This window comes from Roseovarius sp. MMSF_3359 (assembly GCF_030733385.1).
Classification (GTDB): domain Bacteria; phylum Pseudomonadota; class Alphaproteobacteria; order Rhodobacterales; family Rhodobacteraceae; genus Roseovarius.
Window position 1 is genome coordinate 47,883 of record NZ_JASHJC010000017.1, and the last position, 20,775, is coordinate 68,657.

15 protein-coding genes and 1 pseudogene are annotated in these 20,775 nt (G+C 60.8%); 13 read left to right on the forward strand and 3 right to left on the reverse strand.

The genetic code is table 11. From position 1 onward, the window contains the following. Positions 1-177: 177 nt before the first annotated feature. From rpoB to RBB29_RS19570, 3 genes are all read left to right on the forward strand, one after another. Positions 178-4,314, forward strand: coding sequence for a DNA-directed RNA polymerase subunit beta (rpoB, locus tag RBB29_RS19560; RefSeq protein ID WP_306116502.1), 4,137 nt, complete (start codon positions 178-180; stop codon positions 4,312-4,314). Positions 4,315-4,369: 55 nt separating this feature from the next. Continuing rightward, entirely contained in the window at positions 4,370-8,614 is a 4,245-nt protein-coding gene (gene rpoC / locus RBB29_RS19565) for a DNA-directed RNA polymerase subunit beta' (RefSeq protein ID WP_306116501.1), read from the forward strand. Between the two features lie 493 nt (positions 8,615-9,107). Then, positions 9,108-10,601, forward strand: coding sequence for a hypothetical protein (locus tag RBB29_RS19570; protein WP_306121205.1), 1,494 nt, complete (start codon positions 9,108-9,110; stop codon positions 10,599-10,601). Positions 10,602-10,670: 69 nt separating this feature from the next. Here the strand turns inward: RBB29_RS19570 and RBB29_RS19575 are convergent, their stop codons facing one another. The 3 genes from RBB29_RS19575 to RBB29_RS19585 form a co-directional block, all read right to left on the reverse strand. After that, entirely contained in the window at positions 10,671-11,060 is a 390-nt protein-coding gene (locus tag RBB29_RS19575) for a hypothetical protein (RefSeq protein WP_306116852.1), read from the reverse strand. Between the two features lie 70 nt (positions 11,061-11,130). After that, positions 11,131-11,907 (reverse strand): YMGG-like glycine zipper-containing protein, encoded by a 777-nt coding sequence (locus RBB29_RS19580; RefSeq protein WP_306116851.1) that lies wholly within the window; start codon positions 11,905-11,907, stop codon positions 11,131-11,133. Between the two features lie 184 nt (positions 11,908-12,091). After that, positions 12,092-13,033, reverse strand: a complete 942-nt coding sequence (locus tag RBB29_RS19585) for an L-threonylcarbamoyladenylate synthase (RefSeq protein WP_306116850.1) — start codon at positions 13,031-13,033, stop codon at positions 12,092-12,094. Between the two features lie 136 nt (positions 13,034-13,169). Here RBB29_RS19585 and RBB29_RS19590 point away from each other — a divergent pair, with 136 nt between their 5' ends. From RBB29_RS19590 to RBB29_RS19635, 10 genes and pseudogenes are all read left to right on the forward strand, one after another. Beyond that, positions 13,170-14,888, forward strand: coding sequence for an acyl-CoA dehydrogenase (locus RBB29_RS19590; protein ID WP_306116849.1), 1,719 nt, complete (start codon positions 13,170-13,172; stop codon positions 14,886-14,888). After that, positions 14,888-15,931 (forward strand): MBL fold metallo-hydrolase, encoded by a 1,044-nt coding sequence (locus tag RBB29_RS19595; RefSeq protein WP_306116848.1) that lies wholly within the window; start codon positions 14,888-14,890, stop codon positions 15,929-15,931. Before RBB29_RS19590 ends, RBB29_RS19595 begins: the two co-directional genes overlap by 1 nt. A gap of 6 nt (positions 15,932-15,937) precedes the next feature. Then, positions 15,938-16,402, forward strand: a complete 465-nt coding sequence (locus tag RBB29_RS19600; RefSeq protein WP_306116847.1) for a DUF6173 family protein — start codon at positions 15,938-15,940, stop codon at positions 16,400-16,402. An 82-nt stretch (positions 16,403-16,484) separates the two neighbouring features. Then, a complete protein-coding gene (locus tag RBB29_RS19605; protein ID WP_306116846.1) occupies positions 16,485-16,619 on the forward strand; it encodes an aa3-type cytochrome c oxidase subunit IV in 135 nt (44 codons plus the stop codon). Between the two features lie 40 nt (positions 16,620-16,659). Continuing rightward, positions 16,660-17,289: a membrane lipoprotein lipid attachment site-containing protein gene (locus RBB29_RS19610; protein WP_306116845.1), complete on the forward strand. Its 630-nt coding sequence runs from the start codon at positions 16,660-16,662 to the stop codon at positions 17,287-17,289. An 87-nt stretch (positions 17,290-17,376) separates the two neighbouring features. Continuing rightward, positions 17,377-18,261 (forward strand): formate dehydrogenase accessory sulfurtransferase FdhD, encoded by an 885-nt coding sequence (locus RBB29_RS19615; RefSeq protein WP_306116844.1) that lies wholly within the window; start codon positions 17,377-17,379, stop codon positions 18,259-18,261. Continuing rightward, complete coding sequence (gene mobA, locus RBB29_RS19620) at positions 18,258-18,860, forward strand: molybdenum cofactor guanylyltransferase MobA (protein WP_306116843.1); 603 nt, start codon at positions 18,258-18,260, stop codon at positions 18,858-18,860. The genes RBB29_RS19615 and mobA overlap by 4 nt, the downstream gene beginning before the upstream one ends. Further along, on the forward strand, positions 18,857-19,348 hold the full coding sequence (gene mobB, locus RBB29_RS19625; protein WP_306116842.1) for a molybdopterin-guanine dinucleotide biosynthesis protein B: 492 nt from the start codon (positions 18,857-18,859) through the stop codon (positions 19,346-19,348). Before mobA ends, mobB begins: the two co-directional genes overlap by 4 nt. Next, entirely contained in the window at positions 19,345-20,601 is a 1,257-nt protein-coding gene (gene glp / locus RBB29_RS19630; RefSeq protein WP_306116841.1) for a gephyrin-like molybdotransferase Glp, read from the forward strand. Before mobB ends, glp begins: the two co-directional genes overlap by 4 nt. After that, positions 20,601-20,775: pseudogene (locus RBB29_RS19635) on the forward strand (EamA family transporter); the annotation flags it as partial. The gene glp and the pseudogene RBB29_RS19635, both read left to right, overlap by 1 nt.

The window sequence follows — 20,775 nt, forward strand, 5'->3', positions numbered from 1 at the left end:
GCAAGGGCTTTGCGCAAGCAAACGGCCCAGAGCCCTTTCTAAGATGCGGTTTTGCGATCGGGAGGTTCGTGGTGGGACACGGACCGGGAATTGATCGTAACCCATCGTCTCGGAAGGACGCGGTGCAGGGGCCCGACTGCATGCGCGACCGGTGAGAAAAGAAAGGTTATACCAACCATGGCTCAGACCTACCTTGGCCAAAAACGTCTCCGTCGGTATTTCGGCAAAATTCGCGAAGTTCTGGAGATGCCGAACCTCATCGAGGTTCAGAAATCCTCTTATGATCTGTTCCTCGACTCCGGCGATCAGCCCGAGCCGCAAGATGGTGAAGGCCTGAAAGGTGTCTTCCAGTCGGTTTTCCCGATCAAGGATTTCAATGAAACCAGCGTGCTGGAATTTGTCAGCTACGATCTGGAGAAACCCAAATACGACGTCGAAGAGTGCATGCAGCGCGACATGACCTACAGCGCCCCGCTGAAGGTTACCCTGCGCCTGATCGTGTTTGATGTCGATGACGACACCGGCGCCAAGTCGGTCAAGGACATCAAGGAACAGGACGTGTTCATGGGCGACATGCCCCTGATGACCCCGAACGGCACCTTTGTCGTGAATGGCACCGAGCGCGTGATCGTCTCCCAGATGCACCGCTCGCCCGGTGTGTTCTTTGACCATGACAAGGGCAAGACCCACAGCTCGGGCAAGCTGCTCTTTGCCTGCCGCATCATTCCCTATCGCGGCTCGTGGCTGGATTTCGAGTTTGACGCCAAGGACATCGTTTTCGCCCGTATCGACCGTCGCCGGAAACTGCCGGTCACCACGCTGCTCTATGCGCTTGGCCTGGATCAGGAAGGCATCATGGATGCCTATTACGACACGGTCGATTACAAGCTGAAGAAGAAAAAGGGCTGGGTCACCAAGTTCTTCCCAGAGCGTGTGCGCGGCACCCGTCCGACATACGATCTGGTCGATGCCAAGTCTGGCGACGTGATCGCCGAAGCGGGCAAGAAAGTGACGCCACGCGCGGTCAAGAAGCTGATTGACGAAGGCAAGGTCACCGATCTTCTGGTCCCGTTCGAGCAGATCGTCGGCAAATTTGTCGCCAAGGACATCATCAACGAAGAAACCGGTGCGATCTATGTCGAGGCCGGGGACGAGTTGACGCTGGAATATGACAAAGAGGGCGAAGTCAACGGCGGCACGTTGCAGGAACTTCTGGATGCGGGCATCACCGACATCCCGGTTCTTGATATCGACAACGTCAATGTCGGCCCCTACATGCGCAACACCATGGCGACCGACAAGAACATGAACCGCGTCACCGCGCTCATGGATATCTACCGCGTCATGCGCCCGGGCGAGCCGCCCACCGAAGAGGCCGCATCGGCGCTCTTCGATACGCTCTTCTTCGACAGTGAACGCTATGACCTATCGGCTGTTGGCCGGGTCAAGATGAACATGCGTCTTGACCTCAGCAAGGAAGACACGCAGCGCACGCTGGACCGCGAAGATATCGTGGCCTGCATCAAGGCGCTGGTCGAGCTGCGCGATGGCAAGGGCGACGTGGACGATATCGACCACCTCGGTAACCGTCGTGTGCGCTCGGTTGGCGAACTGATGGAGAACCAGTACCGCGTCGGTCTCCTGCGGATGGAACGCGCGATCAAGGAGCGTATGTCGTCGGTCGAAATCGACACGGTGATGCCGCAGGACCTGATCAACGCCAAGCCTGCCGCCGCTGCCGTGCGCGAATTCTTTGGCTCCTCGCAGCTCTCGCAGTTCATGGACCAGACCAACCCGCTGTCGGAAGTCACCCATAAACGTCGTCTCTCGGCGCTTGGGCCGGGCGGTCTGACCCGCGAACGTGCAGGCTTTGAGGTGCGCGACGTACACCCGACGCATTATGGTCGGATGTGCCCGATTGAAACGCCGGAAGGGCCGAACATCGGTCTTATCAACTCGCTGGCCACCTTCGCCCGCGTGAACAAATATGGCTTCATCGAAACGCCCTACCGGAAAGTCGAAGACGGCCATGTGACCGACGAAGTGCATTACATGTCGGCGACCGAAGAAATGCGTCACACCGTGGCGCAGGCCAACGCGACGCTCGATGAAAAGGGCAACTTCATCAACGATCTGGTCTCGACCCGTCAGTCGGGCGAATACATGCTCGCCCCGCGCGAGAATGTGGACCTGATCGACGTGAGCCCCAAGCAGTTGGTCTCGGTCGCGGCCTCGCTCATTCCGTTCCTGGAAAATGACGACGCCAACCGCGCGCTCATGGGATCGAACATGCAACGTCAGGCCGTGCCGACGCTTCGTTCGGAGGCGCCCTTGGTGGGCACCGGTATCGAAGGTGTTGTGGCGCGTGACAGTGGCGCTGCGATCCTCGCGAAACGTGCCGGTATCATCGACCAGGTGGACGCCACCCGGATCGTTGTCCGGGCGACCGAGGATCTGGAACTGGGCGACGCGGGTGTGGACATCTACCGCATGCGCAAATTCCAGCGGTCGAACCAGAACACCTGCATCAACCAGCAGCCGCTTGTGAAAGTGGGTGACACGGTGATGAAGGGTGAGGTGATCGCGGACGGTCCATCAACCGATCTGGGTGAATTGGCCCTTGGTAAAAACGTGGTCACGGCCTTTATGCCGTGGAACGGGTATAACTTCGAGGACTCGATCCTGATTTCGGAACGTGTGGCGCGCGATGACGTGTTCACCAGCGTTCACATCGAGGAATTCGAAGTCGCCGCCCGTGACACCAAGCTGGGCCCGGAAGAGATCACCCGCGACATCCCCAACGTCGGCGAGGAAGCCCTGCGCAACCTCGACGAGGCGGGCATCGTCTACATTGGTGCGGACGTAGAGCCAGGCGATATCCTCGTGGGCAAGATCACACCCAAGGGTGAATCGCCGATGACGCCGGAGGAGAAACTCCTGCGCGCCATCTTCGGCGAGAAAGCCTCCGACGTGCGTGACACGTCGCTGCGGGTTAAACCGGGTGACTTCGGGACGGTTGTCGAAGTGCGTGTCTTCAACCGCCATGGCGTGGAGAAAGACGAACGTGCGTTGCAGATCGAACGCGAAGAGGTTGAACGCCTCGCCCGCGACCGGGATGACGAGCTGGCGATCCTCGATCGTAACATCTACGCCCGTCTGAAATCGCTGATCATGGGTAAGGTCGCTGTCAAAGGCCCGAAAGGCGTCAAGGCAAACTCGGAGATCACCGAGGAATTGCTGGAAACGCTGACCAAAGGTCAATGGTGGCAACTGGCGCTGAAAGACGAGAAGGACGCACAGATCGTCGAAGCCCTGAACGAGCAATACGAGGCGCAGAAGCGGACTCTGGACGCACGTTTCGAGGACAAGGTCGAGAAGGTCCGTCGCGGCGATGACCTGCCCCCGGGTGTGATGAAAATGGTCAAGGTCTTCATCGCGGTGAAGCGCAAGCTGCAGCCGGGTGACAAGATGGCCGGTCGTCACGGCAACAAGGGTGTGATTTCCAAGGTTGTGCCGATGGAAGACATGCCGTTCCTCGCCGATGGGACACCGGTTGACTTCTGCCTCAACCCGCTGGGCGTGCCCAGCCGGATGAACGTCGGTCAGATCCTGGAAACCCATATGGGTTGGGCCGCGCGCGGTCTGGGTCTCAAGATCGACGAGGCGCTGCAGGAGTATCGCCGGTCCGGTGACATGACCCCGGTGCGGGAAGCGATGAAAATCGCCTATGGCGAAGATGTCTATGACGAAGGCATCGCCGGCATGGACGAGGATGCTCTGATCGAAGCGGCGGGCAATGTGACCGGCGGTGTGCCGATTGCGACGCCGGTCTTTGACGGTGCGAAGGAGGCCGATGTCAACGATGCGCTGAAACGCGCGGGCTTTGACGAAAGCGGTCAATCGATCCTGTTTGATGGTCGCACCGGTGAACAATTCGCTCGTCCGGTGACAGTGGGTGTCAAATACCTGCTGAAACTGCACCACCTAGTGGATGACAAGATCCACGCCCGCTCGACCGGGCCTTACAGCCTCGTGACGCAGCAGCCGCTGGGTGGTAAGGCGCAGTTCGGTGGTCAACGTTTCGGGGAAATGGAGGTCTGGGCGCTGGAAGCGTACGGCGCTGCCTACACCCTGCAGGAAATGCTGACGGTCAAGTCGGACGACGTTGCCGGACGGACGAAAGTCTATGAAAGCATCGTCAAAGGCGAAGACAATTTCGAAGCCGGTGTGCCTGAATCGTTCAACGTTTTGGTCAAAGAGGTCCGTGGCCTCGGCCTGAACATGGAACTCCTGGACGCGGAGGAAGCGGAATAACGGTGGGGCCTCACCCCCGCCTCCACTTCCAACGCCCGAATTCAAGGATTTGAAAATGAACCAGGAACTGACAAACAACCCGTTCAACCCCGTCGCACCGGTCAAGGTGTTTGACGAGATCAAGGTGTCGCTGGCCTCGCCGGAACGCATCCTGTCGTGGTCCTACGGGGAGATCAAAAAGCCCGAAACCATCAACTACCGGACCTTCAAGCCCGAGCGTGATGGCCTGTTCTGCGCGCGTATCTTTGGACCGATCAAGGATTACGAATGCCTCTGCGGTAAATATAAGCGGATGAAGTATCGCGGCGTTGTCTGCGAGAAATGCGGTGTGGAAGTCACCCTGCAGAAGGTCCGTCGCGAGCGTATGGGCCATATCGAACTGGCCGCGCCTTGCGCCCATATCTGGTTCCTGAAGTCGCTGCCAAGCCGCATCGGCCTCATGCTGGACATGACCCTGCGCGATCTGGAGCGGGTGCTCTATTTCGAGAACTACGTGGTGATCGAACCCGGCCTGACCGACCTGACCTATGGCCAGATGCTGAGCGAAGAAGAGTTCATGGATGCGCAGGATGCGTATGGCATGGACGCGTTCACCGCGAACATCGGTGCCGAAGCGATCCGCGAGATGCTGCAAAACATTGACTTGGAGGCCGAGGCCGAGCAACTGCGCGCCGATCTGGCCGAAGCCACCGGCGAGCTGAAGCCCAAGAAAATCATCAAGCGTCTGAAAGTGGTTGAGAGCTTCCTGGAATCCGGCAACCGCCCGGAGTGGATGGTCATGACTGTCATTCCGGTCATCCCGCCGGAACTGCGCCCGCTGGTGCCGCTGGATGGTGGCCGGTTCGCGACGTCGGACCTCAACGACCTTTACCGTCGTGTGATCAACCGGAACAACCGTTTGAAGCGTCTTATCGAGCTGCGCGCGCCTGATATCATCGTGCGCAACGAAAAGCGGATGTTGCAGGAATCCGTTGACGCTCTCTTTGACAATGGCCGTCGTGGCCGCGTCATCACCGGCGCCAACAAACGCCCACTGAAATCGCTCAGCGACATGCTGAAAGGCAAGCAGGGCCGCTTCCGTCAGAACCTTCTCGGCAAGCGCGTCGACTTCTCAGGCCGCTCGGTCATCGTGACCGGGCCGGAGCTGAAGCTGCATCAATGTGGCCTGCCCAAGAAGATGGCGTTGGAACTCTTCAAGCCGTTCATCTACTCGCGGCTGGAAGCCAAGGGCATGTCTTCGACCGTGAAGCAAGCCAAGAAGCTGGTGGAAAAAGAGCGCCCCGAGGTGTGGGATATCCTTGATGAGGTGATCCGCGAACACCCGGTGATGCTCAACCGTGCGCCGACCCTTCACCGTCTGGGCATCCAGGCGTTTGAACCGGTGCTGATCGAAGGCAAGGCCATTCAGCTTCACCCGCTCGTCTGTTCGGCCTTCAACGCCGACTTCGACGGTGACCAGATGGCCGTGCACGTGCCGCTGAGCCTTGAGGCGCAGTTGGAAGCGCGCGTTCTGATGATGTCCACGAACAACGTTCTGTCGCCCGCCAACGGTGCACCGATCATCGTGCCATCGCAGGATATGGTCCTGGGCCTTTATTATGTCTCGCTGGAGCGCGAAGGCATGAAGGGCGAAGGCATGGCGTTCTCGTCCATCGAGGAAGTGCAGCACGCGCTCGACGCGGGTGAGGTGCATCTGCACGCCAAGATCACCGCGCGCATTCCTCAGATCGACGAGGAAGGCAACGAGGTGATGACCCGCGTGGAAACCACGCCGGGCCGTGTCCGTCTGGGTGCGCTTCTGCCGAAGAACGTCAAGGCGCCCTTTAGCCTGGTCAACAAGCTCCTGCGCAAGAAAGAGGTGCAGCAGGTGATCGACACCGTCTACCGCTATTGCGGGCAGAAAGAGTCGGTTATTTTCTGCGACCAGATCATGAGCATGGGTTTCCGCGAGGCCTTCAAGGCGGGGATTTCCTTCGGCAAGGACGACATGGTGATCCCCGACAGCAAGTGGGGCATCGTCGAAGAGACCCGCGATCAGGTCAAGGGCTTCGAACAGCAGTATATGGACGGTCTGATCACCCAGGGCGAGAAGTACAACAAGGTGGTCGATGCCTGGTCGAAATGTAACGATCAGGTCACCGATGCCATGATGGGAACCATCTCGGCCTCGCGCACCGACGAAAGCGGTGCCGAAGCAGAGCCGAACTCGGTCTACATGATGGCCCACTCGGGCGCTCGTGGCTCGGTCACGCAGATGAAACAGCTGGGTGGTATGCGCGGCCTGATGGCCAAGCCGAACGGTGACATCATCGAAACGCCGATCATCTCGAACTTCAAGGAAGGTCTGACCGTTCTTGAATACTTCAACTCGACCCACGGGGCGCGGAAAGGTCTGTCGGATACGGCGCTCAAGACCGCGAACTCGGGCTACCTGACACGTCGTCTGGTGGACGTGGCGCAGGATTGCATCATTCGTGAGCATGACTGTGGCACCGACCGTGCGATCACCGCCGAGGCCGCCGTCAATGACGGTGAGGTCGTGGCGACATTGGGTGAGCGTATCCTGGGCCGTGTTGCGGCCGAAGATATCCTCAACCCGGCGACGGACGAGGTTGTCGTGACCGCGGGTACGCTCATCGACGAGCGCATGGCCGACGCGGTGGAGGAAGCCGCGGTGCAGACCGCGCGCATCCGCTCGCCGCTGACCTGCGAGGCCGAGGATGGCGTCTGCGCCATGTGCTATGGCCGTGACCTGGCGCGCGGTACGATGGTCAACAACGGCGAGGCCGTCGGCATCATCGCGGCGCAGTCGATCGGTGAGCCGGGTACACAGCTGACGATGCGGACATTCCACATCGGCGGCGTTGCCCAGGGTGGTCAGCAATCGTTCCTCGAAGCGAGCCAGGAAGGCAAGATCGAGTTCGAAAACGCCCAGACGCTGGAAAGCTCCAGCGGCGCAACCCTCGTCATGGGCCGCAACATGAAACTGCGGATCATGGGCGAGAAGGGTGTTGAGCTGGCCAGCCACAAGGTGGGCTACGGGACGCGCCTCTTCGTCAAGGAAGGCGACAAGGTTGCCCGTGGTGACAAGCTCTTCGAATGGGATCCCTACACCCTGCCGATCCTGGCGGAGAAGTCGGGTACCGCGAAGTTTGTCGATCTGGTCTCGGGCGTCGCCGTGCGTGACGTGACCGACGATGCCACCGGCATGACCCAGAAGATCGTGACCGACTGGCGCGCGGCGCCCAAGGGCAACGAGCTCAAGCCGGAAATCCTGGTCGTTGGGTCCGATGGTGAGCCTGTGCGCAACGATGCCGGCAACCCGGTGACCTATCCGATGTCTGTCGATGCGATCCTCTCGATCGAAGACGGTCAGGAGATCGAAGCCGGTGACGTGGTGGCGCGTATTCCGCGGGAAGGTGCCAAGACCAAGGACATCACCGGTGGTCTGCCGCGCGTGGCCGAACTCTTTGAGGCCCGTCGCCCCAAGGATCACGCCATCATCGCGGAAATCGACGGCTATGTGCGGTATGGTCGCGACTACAAGAACAAGCGCCGTATCAGCATCGAGCCTGCAGACGAGTCGATGGAGCCCGTTGAATACATGGTGCCCAAGGGCAAGCACATCCCCGTTCAGGAAGGGGATTACGTCCAGAAGGGTGACTACATCATGGACGGTAACCCGGCCCCGCATGACATCCTCAGCATTATGGGTGTCGAGGCGCTGGCGGATTACATGATCGACGAGGTGCAGGAGGTCTATCGCCTGCAAGGTGTGAAGATCAACGACAAGCACATTGAGGTCATCGTGCGCCAGATGCTCCAGAAGTGGGAGATCCTCGACAGCGGCGACACGACACTCCTGAAGGGCGAGCATGTCGACAAGCAGGAGTTCGATGCGGCCAATGAAAAGGCCATCTCGAAAAACGGTCGCCCGGCGCAGGGCGAGCCAATCCTCCTGGGCATCACCAAGGCGTCGCTGCAAACCCGCAGCTTCATCTCGGCCGCCTCGTTCCAGGAGACCACGCGGGTTCTGACCGAAGCCTCGGTTCAGGGCAAGCGCGACAAGCTCGTCGGTCTCAAGGAGAACGTCATCGTGGGCCGCCTGATCCCTGCGGGGACCGGTGGGGCGACGCAGCAGATGCGCCACATCGCGCAGCAGCGTGACAATGTCGTCATCGAAGCCCGCCGCGAAGAGGCCGAAGCCGCCGCAGCTCTGGCCGCGCCGGTTCAGGACGATATCGTCGGTGGCGACGAGTTCGATAACCTGGTGGAAACACCGGAGAGCCGAGAAGAGTAAGACCCGGCAGCAGGATCTCGAGAAGCCCCGCCAGAAATGGCGGGGCTTCTTTGCTTAGGCTAGTTTTGTCGATACTCGCAACCCTGGTCCGCTTTGCGGACAAAGCTGCCGTTCGACTTTCATCTCCCGCGCGGAATCAAGGCCGTAGGCCGCCGCGCGATCGCCAGACCGCCCGCAAGGGCTGGCGATTGGGTGAGGTTGCGCACCGAATTGAGGTTCTTCGGACTTGGCAAAGATAAAACGCGTGCAACGACGGTTGATCGCCATCCCGCGGTCTGGCAATCGCGCGGCTTTGGACTCGAGATGCAGATGTCGGCTCCAGGCTCAAAGTCGCCATTCACTCAAAGGTTGGTTGTGGCACCCCCCCCTTTTGTATTGGCAGCGTTCCGGCGCGTTGGTTGCGCTGCTGTGAATAAGGGATTCACGTTTGGCTTTGAGCGTTCTAGGATGAAGTTCAAGGCATCTGGCAATCAGACCTGCGAGCGGAAATGGCATGTTAGCGGCGAAAGAGATCTGCGAAAAAGGCGGTTTGGATTTCGGGCACCTCTTTGCCCGGCAATATAGTTTTTCGCGGCAACCTTTGCCCCGCATGAATGGTTGGAAGTATCCGAAGCGGCTTAGGGGGTGGGGCCTGGCCCATTGTGGCAAGCTGCATCACACGGCGTTGCAGGACAAGAATGGCGAGGCGATCGGCTGGCTGTTGGGTGTGGCGGTCGACCGTCAAGGCGAGGCAATTGGAAAGACGCACCGGTTTGCCATCTCTTTGAAAGATAAAGGTTTCTGGGGCTTTGTCGAGCAAGAGATCACGTTTTTTGCGGGCCGTTATGTCGCCTTTTTGCTCACCGACAAGGGCGATCGGGTCTATTTCGATCCGGTGATGGATCTTCCCGCGGTCTTCAACGCGGGCGAAAAAACCGTTGCATCGTCGCCGTTGATGGCGCTCATGCGGCCGGTGCGGGCCAATCACCGGTTGTCGCGCCGCCATATCCTCAAGAAGGGCGGCAATTACGGGATGCAGCAGACCTGCGACCCGGATGTGGTCCGGGGCCTGTCCAACCACTATCTCGACCTTGAGAGCTTTTCGTTGCACCGCCACTGGCCCGTTGAGGCCAATAGATTTGAGGCGCCCGATGGTGACCTCAACGAGACCGCCGCGATGATGGTTGCCCGGCTTGGTCAGATCACCGGTGCGATCCTGGAAAATCATGCTTGTCTTTTGCCGATCAGTGGCGGTCTTGATAGCCGGACGCTGGCGTTTTCGGCCCGTGACAGGCTGCATCACGCGGACGGCGTCTACGCACATCGCACCACCTGGATTTCGCAGTTCGATTGCTACGTCGGCATGCAGATCGCGGGTGAACTGGGCCTGGCAAAGAGGTTCCAGGTCGTTGATGGGCTGAAGGCGATACAGGAAGACCGCTACAGCGCCGAAAAACTGCGCCGGCTGCGTTGGGATTTCTGCCATCGCACCGGCTATCAGCACGCGCCGAAACCGGCAGAACTGGCCGTGGCCGATCTGCTGCCCGAGGCGGGTTACATCCTGCGCGGGAACATCATGGACATGGCGCGGGCCAATCAATGGCGGCGCGATATGGTTTTCGACGTCGGCCATGGTGTGTCGAAACTGGTACTTGGCGGGCGCACGGACGACGAAAACCTGGCCTATTGGGGGCCGGAATATTCGAACTGGATGGATACGTTACCGGGTCCCGCCCGGGCAAGGGCGCTCGATTTCGCCTTTGTCGAACAACTTCTGCCGAACACCTTGGGCGGTCGGCTGATCGGGTATGGTAATGCCTGCTACCTGAACCCGTTCAATGATCGAACGCTCATCCAGGCCTGCATGAGTGTCGATCCGGCACGGCGCAAGAGCGGCGAATTGAACAAGGCCCTGCACCGGGCCTGCGGTGCCTCCGACACCATGATGACCCGTCAGGCGATAGCAGATGAGGCCACGAAGGCGGATGTCGAACGGCTTTTTGCCTAGTGGTTGACAGCTTTGTACTGGCCGTGTCAGCTGTCCAAACAGAAAAGTACTTTTTGAAACTTGTTTCTCCTAGAGAAACAGGATGAGATATACCAACAAGATGGAACCTACAGCTGTCGCTCCTTGTTTTATGTAGTAGCAACCTAATCCAAATCTGTAGTTGAAAGATGTTTTGTGGTATTGGTGAAAGTTGGATTTGTCCTTTAGTGCGACCATCGAGCTGCGGGCAGCAAAGATGTTCTGAAGATAGTCGAAAATTATGATCAGCGCGCCGGACATTCCAATACCTAGGTGGACGTGCCTTAGTAAGTCTTCTGGTTCAAGGGCGTTGATCTCTGTTCGGATCGCATAGAAAGCCGCGAGCAGGCCGAAACCCAAGTACTTTACGAGGTCGCTCACATTTTTTGTGCGAGATTGATAGTCATTCAAAGCCCGCACGAAATTCTTCTCAGCATCCATTTCTTAATACTCTCCCCTGGTGTTGCTCCCACCGTTCCCCGAAGGGATAATTTTCGTTAGTGCCGATTTTTTAGACTCTGTTCGGAGCGCAGCCCGGCAACGGGATCGGGGTATACTCTTCCTCCTCCGTTTGGTCACTAACCGTCAAACAAGTGTTGGCTACAACGAAGTCCTCATATCTTCCGCGCTCGGTAAGGAAATCGTCCCTGAATGCGGAAAGCGCTTTTGAGTGGTAATCCGCCGCCACCTCGAGAGAAGTTGATGAGACATTGTTTTCTTTTAGATAGCTGCGGTACTTGCGTATTGAGTTTTGAGTCTTCTCAAGTTCGCCTATTGTCTTCGAAGCAAGTAGAAGATCGGTTCGATATGCTGAGGCCTCGTCATAGGGTATCGGCTGCTGCTCGGCCAGCCGAGCCCGGCGCTTGTGTGCTAACGTGCGCATCGATCTTCGTGCTCGCGCAATCGCCGCCGCTTCTCTTTGAAGTGCTGCTGCAACAGCTCGGGCCTCTGCGAGGGCGGCGAGCCTTTCGCGTTCCAATGTCTTCCCTTTGCTGTTACCTACTGCTCCACCAACGATCGCGCCAGCTGCCGCACCTTTTCCACAGTCTTCGGAGCTTCCTAAAATCGCTCCGACTCCGCATCCTAGAGCGGCACCTATGGCTGCACCCTGGATTGTGTAATTTGTGCGAACACGCGCGATTCTCTTCAGTTCCAGATTTTCACGAAGATCGACGCATACCGCATCGCAAACTGCGCTCTCGGTCAAATAGTTTGTTGGGATACCCGACGGCGAAGTAGCACCGTTGGTTCCGCCAACAACCCCGCAAGATGTAACGAAGCTGGCCAAGCAAAGCGCTCCGAGAGCGATGTAGCATATTTTCTTAAGGGAGTTCGTACGCAATTTGGAAAAAAATGAACTGACTATGACGCTACTCACTGTGCAGCACTCCCCAAGTGTCGCCCCTCGAACTGGTGGTAGATGGTAACGACAAAAACAAAGTTGACAAGCTTAGTACGGCCTCCCGAAGACATCAGTTTCTTGGGGCGGCGGCGCGGCGGAGGCGGTCGTTGATGGCGCGGCCAAGGCCGTGCTCGGGGATGGGGGAGACGGCGATGGTGCCGCGCCCCGCTTCGTCCAACGCATGAAGATGGTGGAAGAGGTTTGCCGCGGCCTCGGTCAGGTCCCCGGCGGGTGAGAGGTTGAGGTCGCTCTCGACCGCACCGAAACCAAGCAGCACTTCACCCGGTTGTCTTTCTGTTGCGTTCAGCCGGACCCTGGCATTGGGCGCGTAGTGCGACGCCAGTTGCCCCGGTGCTGACAAGGGGTCGCCGGATGTGTGGACCTCCAGCGGGCGATGCAATGCGGCTTCAATGGCCTCGGGTGGCAGCCCGCCGGGGCGCAGCAGGGTAGGGGTGGCCGCGAGGCCCAGAATGGTGGATTCGAGCCCAACGGCGCAGCTTCCACCGTCGAGAATGGCCGCGATCCGTCCGGAAAGGCCGTTTGCCACATGCGCAGCCGTTGTCGGGCTGATCCGGCCCGACGGGTTGGCCGACGGGGCGGCGACGGGGCCGCCGAACGCCGTGAGAAGGGATTGAGCGACCGGGTGGGCTGGCACGCGGATGGCCAGTGTCGGCAGATCGGCGGTCACCAGCGGCGACAGGCCCGTCCCGGATTTCAGCGGGAGCACCAGCGTCAGCGGGCCAGGCCAGAAGGCCTGTGCCACGATGTCCGCCTCCACCGGCCATTCGACGAACTCCTGTGCCGCAGCGATCGAATTGACGTGCACGATCAGGGGGTTGAACCGTGGCCGCCCCTTGGCCTCGAAAATCCGGGCAACGGCCATATCGCTCTGCGCGTCGCCGCCAAGCCCGTAGACCGTCTCGGTCGGGAAGGCCACCAACTCGCCGTCCCGCAGGATGCCGGCGGCGGTCTCGAAGCCCTGGGCATCGGCCGGGAGTGTTCTGGTCTGCATCTACGAGCTCATTTTGACGCGGCGTTTTGGTTGATGGTCTTGCGTGTTCATATACGCTAGATCGCGGATGGAATGCATATAGGGCGCGGCGGGCGATGCCAAGCCGTCCCAAATTGATTAGGTCAGGAGCCGAAAGATGCCGTATCGCGCGCCGGTAGAGGATTACAAATTTCTGTTCGATCACGTGGTTGGGTTGCGCCAGGTCACCGAAACCGACCGTTTTGCCGAAGCTACCTCCGATGTGACCGGTGCGATCCTGTCCGAGGCGGGGCGGATGTGCGAAGAGGTGCTGCATCCGCTGCAGCGCAACGGCGATTTGCATCCCGCGGTGCTTGAAAACGGCGTGGTGCGGACGAGCCCGGGATACGCCGATGGCTACAAGGCGATTTCCGAAGGCGGATGGGTGTCGATCAGTGCTGACCCGGAATATGGCGGCATGGGATTGCCGATGACGCTGACGACCGCAGTGAACGAGATGATGGCGGCGGCCTGCCTGAGCCTGCAGCTCAACCCGCTGATGACACAGGGCCAGATCGAGGCGCTGGAGCATCACGCAAGCGATGCCATCAAGGAGGTGTACCTGCCGAAGCTGGTCAGCGGCGAGTGGTCCGGTACCATGAACCTGACGGAGGCGCAGGCGGGCAGCGATGTGGGCGCACTGCGCAGCAAGGCAGAACCCAATGGCGACGGTACCTTTTCGGTCACCGGTCAGAAGATTTACATCAGTTGGGGCGACAATGATTTCACCACCAATGTCTGTCACCTGGTGCTGGCGCGTTTGCCCGATGGGGTGCCGGGGACCAAAGGGATCAGCCTCTTTCTGGTGCCGAAATACATCCCCGACGATGAGGGCAATCCCGGCGTGGCCAACAGCCTCAGTGTGGTCAGCCTTGAACACAAGCTGGGCCTGCATGGCAGCCCGACCGCGGTGATGCAATTCGATGGCGCCACGGGGTGGCTGATCGGCAAGGAACATGACGGGATGCGTGCCATGTTCACGATGATGAACAACGCGCGTCTCGGCGTCGGCGGGCAGGGGATTGGTGCCGCCGAAGGGGCGTATCAGCATGCGCTGGCCTATGCGCTGGAGCGCAAGCAGGGGCGCAGCCCGATCGAGGGCGGCACCAGCACGATTGCCGACCATGCGGATGTGCGCCGGATGCTGACGACGATGAAGGCGGATATCTTCGCCGCGCGGTCCATCGCGCTGGCCTGCGCCGTGGCGATCGACATGCAGACCGCCACTGGCGATGCCGACTGGGCGGCGCGGGCGGCGTTCCTCACCCCGATCAGCAAGGCGTTTGGTACTGAGACCGGGATCGACGTCAGCAATATGGGCATTCAGGTCCATGGCGGCATGGGTTTCATCGAGGAAACCGGCGCGGCGCAGTATAACCGCGACGTGCGGGTGACCGCGATCTACGAGGGGACCAACGGCATTCAGGCGATGGACCTCGTAGCGCGCAAGCTGATGGATGGCGGCGACGCGGCCAACGCGCTCCTCGATGAGATTGAAGCGCAGGCCGAGGCCGCCCGCGCGGGCCTCCCTGATCTGGCGGAACCGGTCTGGCAGGCGTCGGAGACGCTGCGCGAGGCGTTGGACTGGATGGTGTCGCAAGACGACCTGAACCAGCGGTTTGCCGGTGCGGCGCCCTTCCTCAAGGCCTTTGCCAGGGTGTTGGGTGGGCATTTCCATCTTGCCGCGGCGATTGCCGAAAAGGGCGATGGTCCCCGCACCAAACTGGCGCGGTTCTACATCACACGGGCTTTGCCGGAACATGCCGGCCTTCTGGCCCATGCCACGGCGGGTGCCGATGACCTTTATGCGCTCAGTGCCGAAGAGTTGAGCGCCTGATGGACGGGTCCGGCGGCACCTTGCGTTATCCGTGGGACGCGCCGCCCGAAGAGGGGGTGGCGATCGAAATTGCCGATGGGGTCTTGTGGCTCCGCCTGCCGCTGCCGATGGCGCTTGACCATGTGAATGTCTACGCGCTGGATGACCGCGATAGCTGGAGCATTGTGGATACCGGCATTCATTCGCGGCGTTCCGTCGCGCTTTGGGAAAAACTGCTGAATGGCCCCCTTGCGGGAAAACCGGTTGGCCGTGTGATCCTGACCCATCATCACCCCGACCATGTGGGGATGGCCGGGTGGCTCATGGACCGGTTCGGTGCCGGTTTGACGGCCACGCGCACAAGCTGGCTAATGGCGCGGATGCTGATCCTTGATGAAGAGGAGCGCCCGACCAAACAGGCGCTTGATCTGTGGCGCGCTGCAGGTATGGCGCCCGAGATTTACGATGCGCGCAAGAATGCCCGCCCTTTCAATTTCGCCGATACATGCCACGCGCTTCCGGTCGGATATACCCGCGTGAAAGAGGGCGATGTGTTGCGTGCGGGCGGGCGCGGCTGGGACGTGCGTATTGGTAACGGCCATGCGCCGGAGCATATGACGCTCTGGAGCCGGGACGACAATCTGGTGCTGGCAGGCGATCAGATCCTGCCCTCGATCAGCCCGAATATCGGCGTCTATCCGACTGAACCCGACGCCGACCCGCTGAGCGATTGGCTGGCCTCCTGTGACCGGTTTGCCGGGCTTGCCCGTGACGATCACCTGGTCTTGGGCGGGCATAAACTGCCCTTTACCGGCCTGCCCACCCGGATGCGGCAACTGTCCGAAAACCACCATGGGGCTCTGGACCGTCTGCGCGCCCATCTGACCACGCCGCGAACCGCGGGAGAGTGTTTCGCGCCGCTCTTCAAACGAAAAATTGATGGCGGGACCTATGGATTGGCCCTTGTCGAAGCGGTTGCGCATCTCAATCATCTGCATCAGGCTGGAGAAATCAGCCGTTCGCGCCGCGACGATGGCGCCTGGCTGTGGCAGATGAAGGGATGAAGAGTTATGGACGACAAGATCGAAACCTCCGCCGAGGCGCTTGAGGCCGACGCTATTCCGCGCTGTCACGAGGTGCATTCGGACCCGGAACGCTGCCAGGGTGGCAAGGACGTCACCGCCGGGGTCAAGCTGAAACCGGTGGAGCAGAAAAGCCCGGCGCAATGGGCCTATGAGCGGCTTATCCTCTATATCCAGAATTTCGAAAAGACGCTGGATAACGAACACGAGGTTGCGATGGGTTTTACGGGCGGTGATGCCGGCATCCTGCGGATCGAAGGCATGGGGTACTTCGACCCCGACATCGTGACCTTCTACGGCAGCGATCCCGCGGGCGGCAAAACACAGCTGGTGCAGCATGTCAGCCAGCTCAACGTCATGCTGCGCGCCCTGCCGAAACAGGTCGAGGCCGCAGCACCCAACCGTATCGGGTTTCGCCTGGCAGAAGATTTGGAGAAACCGGACGAGGTGTGACCGTTTGGGGTGGTGACACCCCGCGGCAAATCAAGTATTCAACGTCGAAACGTTACGACTCCCCTTACGAAGGACAGGATAAATGGCCGATCACAAGCATGGCGAAATGGACATCCAGGTTCAGGAAAAGACATTTGATAGCTTTGTCAGAATCGTCGGCTGGTCCTGTGTTCTGATCGTGGTCTTCCTGGTGTTTCTGGCGCTGGTGAACGGCTGACGGCGAAGCACCCCAAGAAGGTGCGTTCCGGGGAAAATTCATGCGTAAACTGGTACTGGCTTTCTGCGCGGCATTTGCTCTGAGTGGCTGCGCGGCCGAGCGTGTCTGGGCGCCGGATGATGCCGTGGCCAGGGCGGCCTATCGCCATGACGGCCCGCCCCGCCTGACGCTCTTCACGATGATCAACAACCGCACTGGCGCGGGGGCGCATACGTCGCTGATGATCAACGGCTCTCAACGGGTGATTTTCGATCCCGCCGGGTCGTTCAAGCACGAAACCCTGCCGGAGCGTCACGATGTGGTCTATGGCATTACGCCGCCGGTCGCGGATGTCTATACCCGCTATCACGCGCGCAAGACCTATCATGTGAAGGTGCAGGAACTCGATGTGTCGCCCGCCGTGGCCGAAGCCGCGATCCGCGCCGTGACATCTTATGGCGCCGTTCCGTCGGCCATGTGCGCGCGCAGCACGTCATCGGTTCTTTCCAGCCTGCCCGGGTTCGAGAATATCCAGACGACCTGGTATCCGGTCAAACTGGCCGATCAGTTCGGCAAGATCCCCGGTGTGCGGGAACAGGAACTTTACGAATATGACAGCGACGACAACAGCAAGGTCTTGCGGGAATGGAACCCCAATGCCGTTGCACGCGCTGACACGATGGTGAACTGAACCGACGCCCGAGGTGCAATTGGCGGTTTCCGTCCCTGTCACTTGGCCCTAGATTGCGGGTAACCGCGCCCTATCAAGGACCGAAGAGTGGCCAAGACCGACGACCTTTCCGATTACCTGATTGCGCCTGATCCCGGCGCGCGTCGCCTGACCCGTGCGGTGGACGGGGTGGATCACCAAGGCCAGTTGACCAATATCTCGGTGGTCGAAGAGCGCCCGTTGACCATTTTCCTCAACGGGCAGGAAATCGTGACCGCCATGACGATCGGCGATTACCCCGAATATCTCGCCCTCGGGTTCCTGCGCAATCAGGGCATGTTGCGGGATGGCGAGATGGTCGAGCGGGTCGATTACGACGATGATCTCGAAACGGTGGTGGTGCGCACGGACGGGCAGACGACCTTTGAGGAGAAGCTGAAGAAAAAGACCCGGACGAGCGGCTGCGCCGTGGGCACCGTATTCGGCGATATGATGGAAGGGCTGGAAGGCGTCACCCTGCCGGATCTGCAGGTCAGGACCTCCGATCTCTACGCGCTGGCGGCCAAGATCAACCGGACCCCGTCCTTGTACCTTGAAGCCGGGGCGATCCATGGCACGGTCCTCTGTCAGGGCGCGCGTCCGCTTGTCTACATGGAGGATGTCGGCCGCCACAACGCCGTGGACAAGATCGCCGGCTGGATGCTGTCCGAAGCCGTCGGCGCGGCGGACAAGATACTCTACACCACCGGGCGGCTGACCTCGGAGATGGTCATCAAGACGGCGCTCATGGGCATCCCCGCGCTGGCCTCGCGCTCGGGATTCACGGCCTGGGGCGTCGAGATCGCCCGCGAGGTGGGCCTGACCCTGATCGGCCGTATGCGCGGCAAACGGTTTGTCTGCCTCAGCGGCGAAGAACGCCTCCTGCGCGATGCCGATCCCGAGCAGGTCATGGACGAGCCGCGCAAATCCGGTCGTAAAGGGGCGCAAGGGTGACGCGGCCTCTGGGGGTCATACTTGCCGGGGGGCTGGCCACGCGCATGGGCGGGGGCGACAAGGCGCTTCTGGATCTGGGCGGCTCCACACTTCTGGATCAGGTGGTGGAGAGGCTCGGGCCGCAGGTTCCTTCGATGGCGCTCAATGCCAATGGCGATGCGACGCGGTTTGCCGCGTTCGATCTGCCGGTGCTGCCCGACAGTATCGAGGGCTTCGCCGGGCCGCTTGCGGGGGTTCTGGCCGGGCTGGACTGGGCCGCGGGACAGCGGGCTGAGGCGATCGTGACCGTCGCCGCCGACACCCCGTTTTTCCCGCGCGATCTGGTGGCGCGCCTCGTTGCGGCCTCCGAGGGGCAGGAGAAACCGCTGGTGCTGGCGGCCACCGCGGACGGGCGGCATCCGACCTTTGGCCTCTGGCCAGTGGCGTTGCGCGACGACCTGCGCACAGCACTCGATGGCGGGCTGCGCAAGGTGGTGCAATGGACCGATGCCCATGGCGGACGCGAGGCGCTTTTTGACGGCCCGGATGATCCGTTTTTCAACGTCAACACGCCGGAAGATCTGGACAAAGCCCGTGCGTTCTACGGGGGGTCCGCATGAATATCTATGGTGTCGTCGGGTGGAAGAATGCCGGGAAAACCGGGTTGATGGAGCGTCTTGTGGCCGAGATCACCGCGCGCGGCTTCACGGTATCTACGATCAAACATGCCCATCACAGCTTTGACGTCGATCACCCCGGCAAGGACAGTTTCCGCCACCGCGCCGCCGGTGCACGCGAAGTGCTTTTGGCGTCGCGCAATCGCTGGGCGCTGATGAACGAGCTGCGCGATGCGGATGAGCCACCCCTGACCGAGTTGCTGTCCAAGTTGTCGCCGGTCGATCTGGTCCTGGTCGAAGGGTACAAGCGCGATGCCCATCCCAAGATCGAAGCCTTTCGTGCCGCCACAGGCAATGCACTGATCGCCGCGGAGGACAACAGCATCCGCGCGGTGGCGAGCGATACCGCGCTCGAGCTCGACTGCCCGGTTTTCGACCTCGACGACACGACCGCCATCGCCAATTTCATCCTGGCCGAGGTTGGGCTATGAGCCCCAAACCGCCGCCCCTGCGTGACGATTGTTTCTCGCTGCCGGCGGGGGTGGATTGGACGCCGGTGGATGAGGCGCTTGCGCTTCTGCGCGACCGGTTGCACCCGGTGGTTGGGCGGACCGCCTGTCCCCTGGGCGACGCATTGGGGCGGGTTCTGGCCGATCCGGTCGTTGCGCGCCGGTCAAACCCGCAACAGGCCAACACCGCGGTCGATGGTTATGGGTTTGCCTATGAAAGTCTTGGCCCCGGCGATCCGGTCCTGCCCCTTGTTGACGGGCGTGCGGCGGCAGGCGTGGCCTATGGCGGGGTTGTCCCCGCGGGTCATGCCATCCGCATTCTGACTGGGGCCACCTTGCCAGCGGGTGTCGATACGGTTGTGCTGCAGGAGGACGTGAGCGTCGAGGGCGGAGAGATTGCGTTTCGCGCGGGGCTCAAACCCGGCGCGAACACCCGCAAGGCCGGCGAGGATATCGCGGCGGGCGATGTGGCGCTGCCTGCGGGCCGGGTCGTGACCCCCGCCGATCAGGCGTTGATGGCGGCCATTGGTATCGCTGAGGTGCCGGTATTGGAGCCACTGTGCGTCGCGGTGATTTCGACCGGCGATGAGTTGGTTGAACCGGGCGCCACCGCGGCCAAGGGGCAGATCTTTGATGCCAACCGACCCATGCTGAGTGCGATGGTGGAGAAGTCCGGATACGTGCCGGTGGACATGGGCATCATTGCCGATGACCGGGATGCGTTACGAGAAGCTCTTGATAGTGCAGCGGAAAATTCTGACGTCATCCTGACCTCCGGGGGCGCATCGTCGGGGGATGAGGATCATGTATCGGCGCTGTTGAACGAGGCGGGCGCGATGTCGGAATGGCGCATTGCGCTCAAACCCGGCCGTCCCCTGGCCCTTGGCATGTGGCGCGGCACGCCGGTATTCGGCCTGCCCGGCAATCCGGTCGCCGCGATGGTATGCACCTTGATCTTCGCGCGTCCGGCAATGGGGATCCTTTCCGGTGCAGGATGGCGGGAGCCACAGGGGTTCGAAGTGCCTGCGGCCTTCTCGAAAAACAAAAAGCCCGGGCGGCGCGAATACCTCCGGGCGCGGGTGCGCGATGGCCGCGCCGAGGTCTTCAAATCCGAAGGCTCCGGCCGGATCAGCGGGCTGAGCTGGGCCGAGGGGTTGGTGGAGCTTGGAGATGCGGGGCAGGAGGTCCGCCCCGGCGATCCGGTGAAATACATGCCCTTCGGCAGCTTTACCTGATGCGGCTTTTCCTCCTGACCGGTCTCACGATGATCGCCTTTGCCGCCAATTCCGTTCTGAACCGGATGGCGCTGGCGGGGGGCAGCATTGACGCGGTCAGTTTCGGTCTGATCCGGCTGGTCTCGGGGGCGGTCATGCTGGCCCTGCTTTGTTTTCTGCTGCGGGGCGGCCTTC